Origin of the sequence: Actinophytocola sp., from assembly GCF_035762905.1 — a bacterium.
In the GTDB taxonomy this organism is placed as follows: domain Bacteria; phylum Actinomycetota; class Actinomycetes; order Mycobacteriales; family Pseudonocardiaceae; genus DASYTH01.
In genome coordinates this window covers 1-7,668 of record NZ_DASUCC010000129.1, presented here as the reverse complement: position 1 = coordinate 7,668, position 7,668 = coordinate 1, and the positions used below count along the sequence as shown (strand labels likewise).

Below are 7,668 nucleotides of genomic sequence, written 5' to 3'. Positions count from 1 at the left end.
GACGGCGTGCTGATCGGCGACATCGGTATATGCCTGCACGACAACCGGATGCAGGCGGAGTTGGGGTTTACCGTGGCTCGGCCGTACCAGGGACAGGGCTACGGGACCGAGGCGGTGCGGTGCGTGCTGGACCGGGTGTTCGGTACCGGAGTGCGCCGGGTCTCGGCGGACTGCGACGCCCGCAACACCGCATCGGCGAAGCTGCTGGACCGGCTCGGGTTTCGCCGGGAGGGCCGGCGCGTCCAGCACACCTGGGTCAAGGGTGAGTGGACTGACGACCTGCTGTTCGGGCTGCTGGCCGGCGACCGGCCCAGCCGGGCCGACGAACCGGCCATCTACGCCTGCCGGCCCAACGTTCTGGTGCGCGACCTGTCCGCGAGCCTGCGGTTCTACCGGGACCTGCTGGGGTTCAGGTCGGCTGGCGCTGGTCCGACCCGGCCGGCCGGTTCCTCGCCGAGGACGACCCGGACGAGCCCGGTACCGCGCTGGTCTTCCGGGATCGTGCCCACCTCATGCTGACCCAGGTCGCCGGCGCGCACCCGACCCGGCTACACCTTGACGTGAACACCACCGCACAGGTCGACGATCTGTTCGAGCAGTGGAGCCGGCGCGGCGCGACCATCGCCGAACCACCATCCGTGCGGCCCTGGGGGATGTACGAGATGCGGCTGCACGACCCGGATGGCACGGTGCTCCGGATCAGCGCCCATCCCGACTAGGGCCGGTCTGCCGACACGGTCGGGGTCGCCAGGATCCGCTCGCGGGTGTCTGGCGGGACGGCGACGGTGAAATGAACCGAACCGCGGTGTCGGCGACGACGGCCACCATGGCGTGTCTTGCCTTGGTGTCACAGGCGGCGGCCGTTCCGCCGGCAAGTGGGAAGGCGCGCGGCGCGGTCTCGCAGACGTACAGCCGGCGCAGGTCCGCGACTGGCTCAGGGGCGCCGGGCTGGTCGCTGCCGACCAGGAGCACCTGCGCGCCATCGGCCACAAACCGGGTCACCGGGCCGCGGGCATGTGGTGCGGTTCCGCCGTGCCAGCCCGGACCGCATCGTCCGGTCGCGCAAGCCCGCCCATCGGCGATCGTCTCGGTCGAGCTGTTCACCGAGGTGACCTTGCTGCGCCGTTCTCGGGCGGCCGGCGGCCTGCCGGCCCGGCGCAAGCTCGAGCGCGGCCCCAAGCGCACCAAGCGGCCCTACGTGCTGCGCGGGCGGGTGCGGTGCGGGCACTGCCAGCGCCGGATGGAAGGCACCCCACGTCAGGAGCGGATCTACTACCGGTGCGCGGCACGCGGCATCGTGCCCGGCTCACCCGCGCTCGAGGGGCACCCGAAGAACATCTATCTCCCTGAGCGGGCCGTGATCCGGCTGGTCAACGCCTGGCTCGGCGAGCTGTTCGACCCGGCCAACCGGGACGCCACGGTGGATCGCCTGCTGGGCGCGGCGGCCAAGCAACGCGGTCCGATGGGTCGGCGGGAGCAGGTGCAGCACCGGGTGGACAAGACTGAGACTGAGCTGCGCCGCCTGCAGGACGCGATCAAGGCCGGCGCCAACCCTGCCGCCCTGGTCGGCGCGATCAACCAAGCGCACGAACAGTACGAAGCCGCCCTGGCCGAGCTACATGCGCTGCCCGCCGACCATACGATCGACCGGGCCGAGATCTATGCCCGGCTCGACTCCCTCGAAGATCAGATCGGCAGCGCCTTCAACGACGGCGACCCGGCACAACTCGATGCGCTCTACGAAGAGCTACGACTCGAGATGATCTACCACGCGAAGCAACGGACGGTAGACGTGACCATCCGGCCAGACGGTAGGGATAGTGAACGTGTCCGAGGACGAAGTTGCACGCTAACTACACGCATATCGCTGAGCGGTCGGCATGCCGACCGCTAACCGGTATCTCGGGGCGCGCGGCGATGACCGGGCCGACCAGCATCTCGGTGACGGCAGTGGTGAGCTGTGGCGTTCAGTGACGGTCGACGTCACCGCGTCGGCGCGTGATCACGGGATCTCGCGTGTCACCGGGTATTGCTACTGATGCGGAATTGCGTTCCGGCTGCCCGCCACTGAGCCGGACATCGCCGGGCTACTCCGGACGGGTTACCGCCAGGCGTGAATCGGCTGGAGCGCATTACGCCGTGGCGACGGCTGGCGATAGTCAGCACGACGTGGCACCGCCTGGGATGCCCGCTGAGTAGCTCGCCTGAGCGGAGGCAACAATGCGCGTGTACCGCACCTACCGAATCGCGACGGGTTCCGGCGTGTTAGCGCTGTTGCTCTTCGCGGCGTTGCTCGTGGGTGGCTGCGGTGTGGGGTCGGAGGCCCAGCCGCAGTGCCCGGAGGGGCTTAATCCGTACAAGGGCAAGTGCCTAGACCGGGTGGCCATTCAGTACGTCGGGTGCACGGAGGGCCGGGGTTTCAACGTCACCGACGAGATCAGCGCGAGCGTGGGGGGCTCGTTCAGGGTGGTCGCGGACGCCTCGTTGAGCGTCGCACGCAAGAAGGTGCAGGAGGAGAACACGCCCGTTGCGCTGCAAGTCGTCAAGGACTGCTTGGAGCTCGCGAAGCAGTCCGCCACCGCGGGGCCGGACCAAGCGGCTGTGGCCGCATTTCAGCAGCAGGTCGACAAGAGCTTCAAGGAGTTCGAGGAACGTACACAGCAACACAGACTCGAGACAACGGCGTCGATCAAGCTCTCGAAGGACAGCGCACACATCGGGGACAAGGTAACCGTTCAAGGCTCACAGTTCCAGGCCAACGAAACGGTGGAGATATCGGTTGACCTCCAATCGGTGACGCGGGTGACGGCCGACTCAAAAGGTTCCTTTTCGACGACGATCACCATACCTAAGCCGTTCATGGAACGAGACCCGAGACACTTTATCCTCGCGCAGGGGCGATCATCGATAAGAAGTGACAGACTTCCGATCGAAATACTTCCCTGATCCGACCTTCTTGTCGTTCAGTGCTCGAACCGTCCAGCCTTCACACCGCGCACGAACCGACCGAGGTGACTCACGAACAGGGCACGTGTGGGATACTTGCTGTCCCGGACGAACCTCCAGCACTCCACCAGTAGAGCGTGACCTTGTGGTAGCCGGACGACCGACCCACGCAGCCACGAGCCCGCGCACCCCAGCCGGCCGTGGGTAAGAGTGTCCGAGGGACTCGAACACGACTGCCTAGGAAATCCCCTGAATTCCAGGCGATTTCCGTAATGCGGTGCACCGTATCAGCCTCTCATGCGGGATCCATTGTGCCACGCCGGCGAAGGTCTGGGCGGGTTGTTCGCCGGCTGGTGACCGCGCCCATCGCGGCCGCGGCGATCAGCGGGTCGACCCATGGCGTGTCCGCCGTCCAGAACCGCGAACCGACCGTGTACGACGTCGAGCGATCCGCCTGGAACAGGCGCTGCACGCGGCCTCCCGAAGCTGGTTACTAGTCTGTCGCTGCAACTACCTTTATTGCGCGCGGACAGATGCTTAGAACCTCGGTGGACGTCCAGCATTTTGTGACATCGTGTGGATAGTCCAACTGGACATTGGACCTTGCCAGCAGGCGACTGATGTTGGGCCAAACAAGGACTCACCATGAACCGGACGGGCCCACGCGTCAAGTACGGTCACGTGCTCATGTGCTGTGAACGGCCACCACGCCAGACGTCCTTTCTGGAATCGGCCCACCAGCAGTCGGCATCCACGGTCCTGGCAGGACAAACCGCTGTCACCGGTCGGCGACGGTGGGTCCGGACCCTCCACTCGAGTCGGCGGTCCGCTCCGGGCTCTACCAGGATTTCCGCCCTCAGCTCATCGGTGGGTTGAGGTGGGCGGCGTGCCGGGTGTTGTGTTCCGGCACGCCGCCGAGTGGTGGTCAGAGATTTTGAAGTTGGCTAACACGTCCTGCGCGGACCCGGCGCACCAGCCGCGGTGGGACGGCAACGACAATCTCGCCGAAGCCCCCACCGGCTAGCGCGTCCGCAGCACGGGGGCGACGTTCACGATGACGCTCACCCGGGGCAGCGCGCGGGACAACCACATGGTGGAGTTCGACGTCTGGTCGCTGGGCGTGCTGGTGGCGGTCGCTGCGCTGGGTGGCCGGCTTCTGGCCCGGCGGGGCTCGGAGATCCGGCTGTACGAGCGGCTGGGCCCTGCTCGGACCGCGTCGAGATCATCGAACTGGCCGACATGCTTGGCCGGCTCGAGCACGCTTTCGACGCGTAGCGCCGGTCAGGTGTTGATGGGGTCTGGTCGGTTGGCGGGGGTGGGGGTGCGGCCGAGGTTTTCGGTGGGGATGCGGTGGGTTTCCTTGCCGGTGGCGACCGCGAGGATGCTGATCAGGCAGAAGGCGGCGGTGAGGATGGCGACGGGGAGCCAGTTGGTGCCGTTGCCGTCGATGGTGGCGGCGATGGCGGGGGAGAAGCCGGCGATGGCGAAGCCGATCTGGGTGCCGATGGCCGTGCCGGACAGGCGGACCTGGGTGGTGAACATCTCGCCGTAGAGGGCCGGCCAGATGCCGTTGGCCGCGCTGTAGATGATGCCGAACATCAGGATGCCGACGAGGAAGATCAGCGGATAGTTGCCGGCGGCGATCGCGGCGAGGTAGGCGAACATGAGCACGGCGCAGCCCACCGAGCCGGCGATGAACACCGGCTTGCGGCCGATGCGATCGGCCAGGCTCGCCCACAGCGGCAGCGCGGCCAGCGCGACGACGTTGGCCAGCACGCCGACCCACAGCATAGGGGCGCGGGCCAGGTCCATGGTGTTGACCGCGTAGCTGAGGGCGTAGACGGTGAAGATCGTGCTCACCGAGGCGATCAGGGCGGCCAGCACGACACGCACCACGTCACGCCAGTGGTCGCGGAACAGGTCGACCACGGGCAGCCGGGCGACGCCGGCGGTGGCGACCTGCCGCTGGAACACCGGTGTCTCGGACAGCCGGCGCCGGATGAGGTAGCCGGCCACGACCACGAACGCGCTGAGCCAGAACGGAACCCGCCAGCCCCAGGACAGCAGTTGCTCCTCGGGCAGTGCGGCGATGGGCAGGAACACCGCGGTGCCGAGGATCTGCCCGGCCTGGGTGCCGCTCAGGGTGAAGCTGGTGTAGTAGGCGCGCCGGTTGGGCGGCGCGTGCTCGAGTGTCATGGAGTTGGCTCCGGCCTGCTCACCGGACGCCGAGAGGCCCTGGAGCAGCCGTAGCACCACCAGCAGGATCGGAGCGAGCACGCCGATCTGGTTGTACGTCGGCAGGCAGCCGACCAGGAACGTGGCGACGCCCATCAGCAGGACCGTGAAGACCAGGACCTTCTTGCGGCCCAGCCGGTCGCCGACGTGACCGAGCAGGAACGCGCCGAGCGGGCGGGCCGCGTAGCCGACGCCGAAGGTCGCAACGGCCAGCAGCGTGCCGGTGGCCGGGTCGGAGGTGGGGAAGAAGACCTTGTTGAACACCAGCGCGGCGGCGGTGCCGTAGATGAAGAAGTCGTAGTACTCCAGCGCGCTGCCCACCCATGCGGCGATCGCGGCCTGGCGGGGCCGGCCCTGGGCGGCGGGGATCTCGGTCTGGTCGGTGGACACCGCGATCCTCCTGGGTAGACGCCGGCGAGCCTGACGTACGAACTAGATAGTTCGTAGGGCTGCCGTGCTTGTCAAGATGCCCCGGCAATGCCACCGTCCGCAAGGCGACCTGCAGCCGCCGTGAGCGGGAACGCCAACAACGAAACCGGCGCCGGCGCGAAGACCGGACGTCCGCGGGACAGGCAATGACTTGACCGCAGATTCGCTTCCCGAAGGCAGACCGACCCGGGCGGCGTTGCCGCGCACCCAGCCGGCGATGCGGGCGCCGGTATCGGTCATCCGCTTCTCCTCGCGTTGGTTCTCGCGCCGCCCGCCCCGCTCACCACCACCCGCGGCCGGCCGGTCCGCCGGCGGTCTGTGCGACTGGTGCACGCAGAGAAGGGACCAGGCATGGCGACATTGAGCGGGGTGGAGTTCGTCGCGGCGGTAGAGAATCGGCGGCGTGGTCGACGACGGAATGCGGCCGGAGCGGTACAGCAGGGATTGCGGTTTGCGTTCTACGGGCGGATGTCGACCTGCGAGTTTCAGGACGTGGACACGTCGTCGGAGTGGCAGCGGGCGGTGGCGGAGGAGTTGGTCGAAGGGTACGGGGCCATCGTGGTGGAGTTCTTCGACGAGGGCCGGTCGCGGCGGTGGGCGTGGCCGGATCGTCCGGCTGCGGCGGCGTTGTTGGCCGCCGCGCGGCGGCCGGATCGTGGGTTTGATGCGGTGGTGGTGGGGGAGTACGAGCGCGCGTTCTGTGGTGATCAGTTCCGACAGGTAGCAGCCGAGTTGGATGCGGTCGGCGTGAAGTTGTGGGTGCCGGAAGCCGGTGGCCCGGTTGATCTGGGCAGTCCGGTGCACCAGGCGCTAATGGTCCTGCTGGGGGCGCAGGCCCAGCGGGAGGTGGCCCGGGCCCGGGCGCGGGTGTTGGCGGCGATGCGGGCGCAGACCCGGGTACAGGGCCGGTTCCTCGGTGGGCGGCCCCCGTACGGGTACTGGTTGGCCGATCAGGGACCTCATCCCAACGTCGAGCATGCCCGGTGGGGCCGGCGGGTGCACGGGCTGGAGCCGGACCCGGCGACCGCGCCCTGGGTGCGATGGCTGTTCATCCAGCGGGCCCGCGGCCGAAGCCTCGCCTCGCTGGTCCGCGAGCTCAACGAGCGCAATGTGCCGTGCCCGTCCAGCGCGGACGCGTCCCGGAATCCGCATCGCACGGGGGAACGGTGGATTGTGCGGACGGTGGCGATGATTCTGCAGAATCCGCGCTATACCGGCCGGCAGGTGTGGAACCGGCACAGCACCCACGGCCATAGCGGAACCGGCCGGCCCGGCGGGCGGGGCTCCGGTCAGGTCCGGCGCAACCCAGCAGCCGAATGGGAGGTCTCCGAGCATCTCGCCCACACTGCGCTGGTCGACGACGCCACCTTTCTGGCGGTCCAGCGGATCCGCGTCGATCGACCGACCCAGACCGGTGCGGTCCGCCAGTTCGCGCTCGCCGGGCTCACGGTGTGCGGGCTGTGCGGGCGCCGGATGGACGCGCACTGGGTCCACGGCCGGTCCGGCTACCGCTGCCGGCACGGCTCTACACCAGCGCCACCCACCGGCCGGTCGACGCACCCCGCAACGTCTACCACCGCGAAGATCATCTCCTGGACGCCCTCCCCGGCTTGCTCGCCGATGTCATGGAAGGTGACCGAGCACAGCACGATTCCGTTGACGTCCTGCGCGAGCGAGGCCTTCAGATCGTCTGCACCAACAACGATCGACAACTCCGGCGAACAGCACCCTACGAGGCCACCAACGCCTCACCGTCCACAGGTCAACGGGCGCTGACCCTTGGGCTGGAATTCCAGCACGGGGACGGTTTCGGGGCCGACCAGCGCACCGGATCGGTTACCGTCAGATCGCCCGTTATCGGTCCTACACCACGAGCCCGCGCACTCAAGATGGCCGTGGGGTAAAGGAGTGTCCGAGGACCTCAACGCCGACCTGTGGCATACCTGCGCAGTGCAGGTATCCATGTGAACATGCTACCAGAGCCCGTGTGCCGGTCGCGCTACTGGTAGCCGCATGAGGGGCTTAACTCGGATTCCTCGGTCGTCTCCATCCTTGCCT

General features: G+C 68.0%; 7 protein-coding genes. 5 read left to right on the top strand and 2 right to left on the bottom strand.

What is annotated here, in order from left to right; genetic code table 11:
- The 4 genes from VFV67_RS27090 to VFV67_RS27075 form a co-directional block, all read left to right on the top strand.
- Nucleotides 1-519: GNAT family N-acetyltransferase (locus tag VFV67_RS27090; protein WP_326473483.1), on the top strand; the 519-nt coding region annotated here is incomplete at its 5' end.
- Nucleotides 486-719: a VOC family protein gene (locus tag VFV67_RS27085; RefSeq protein WP_414636354.1), complete on the top strand. Its 234-nt coding sequence runs from the start codon at nucleotides 486-488 to the stop codon at nucleotides 717-719. The genes VFV67_RS27090 and VFV67_RS27085, both read left to right, overlap by 34 nt.
- Nucleotides 720-1,108: 389 nt before the next feature.
- Nucleotides 1,109-1,894: a zinc ribbon domain-containing protein gene (locus tag VFV67_RS27080; RefSeq protein WP_326473482.1), complete on the top strand. Its 786-nt coding sequence runs from the start codon at nucleotides 1,109-1,111 to the stop codon at nucleotides 1,892-1,894.
- 326 nt (nucleotides 1,895-2,220) lie between these two features.
- The gene (locus VFV67_RS27075) at nucleotides 2,221-2,946 is read left to right on the top strand and encodes a hypothetical protein (RefSeq protein WP_326473481.1); all 726 of its coding nucleotides are present in this window, start codon (nucleotides 2,221-2,223) and stop codon (nucleotides 2,944-2,946) included.
- A gap of 1,020 nt (nucleotides 2,947-3,966) precedes the next feature.
- Here VFV67_RS27075 and VFV67_RS27070 read toward each other — a convergent pair.
- Together VFV67_RS27070 and VFV67_RS27065 are read right to left on the bottom strand one after the other, a co-directional pair.
- Nucleotides 3,967-4,206, bottom strand: a complete 240-nt coding sequence (locus VFV67_RS27070; protein ID WP_326473480.1) for a hypothetical protein — start codon at nucleotides 4,204-4,206, stop codon at nucleotides 3,967-3,969.
- A 21-nt stretch (nucleotides 4,207-4,227) separates the two neighbouring features.
- Nucleotides 4,228-5,571, bottom strand: a complete 1,344-nt coding sequence (locus VFV67_RS27065) for an MFS transporter (protein ID WP_326473479.1) — start codon at nucleotides 5,569-5,571, stop codon at nucleotides 4,228-4,230.
- 531 nt (nucleotides 5,572-6,102) lie between these two features.
- Here VFV67_RS27065 and VFV67_RS27060 point away from each other — a divergent pair.
- The gene (locus tag VFV67_RS27060; protein ID WP_326473478.1) at nucleotides 6,103-7,386 is read left to right on the top strand and encodes a recombinase family protein; all 1,284 of its coding nucleotides are present in this window, start codon (nucleotides 6,103-6,105) and stop codon (nucleotides 7,384-7,386) included.
- The last annotated feature ends 282 nt before the right edge of the window (nucleotides 7,387-7,668 follow it).

What these genes read in the sequence shown, in the direction of transcription:
- VFV67_RS27075 (WP_326473481.1), top strand. Translation starts at nt 2,221, where the DNA reads ATGCGCGTGTACCGCACCTACCGAATCGCGACGGGTTCCGGCGTGTTA.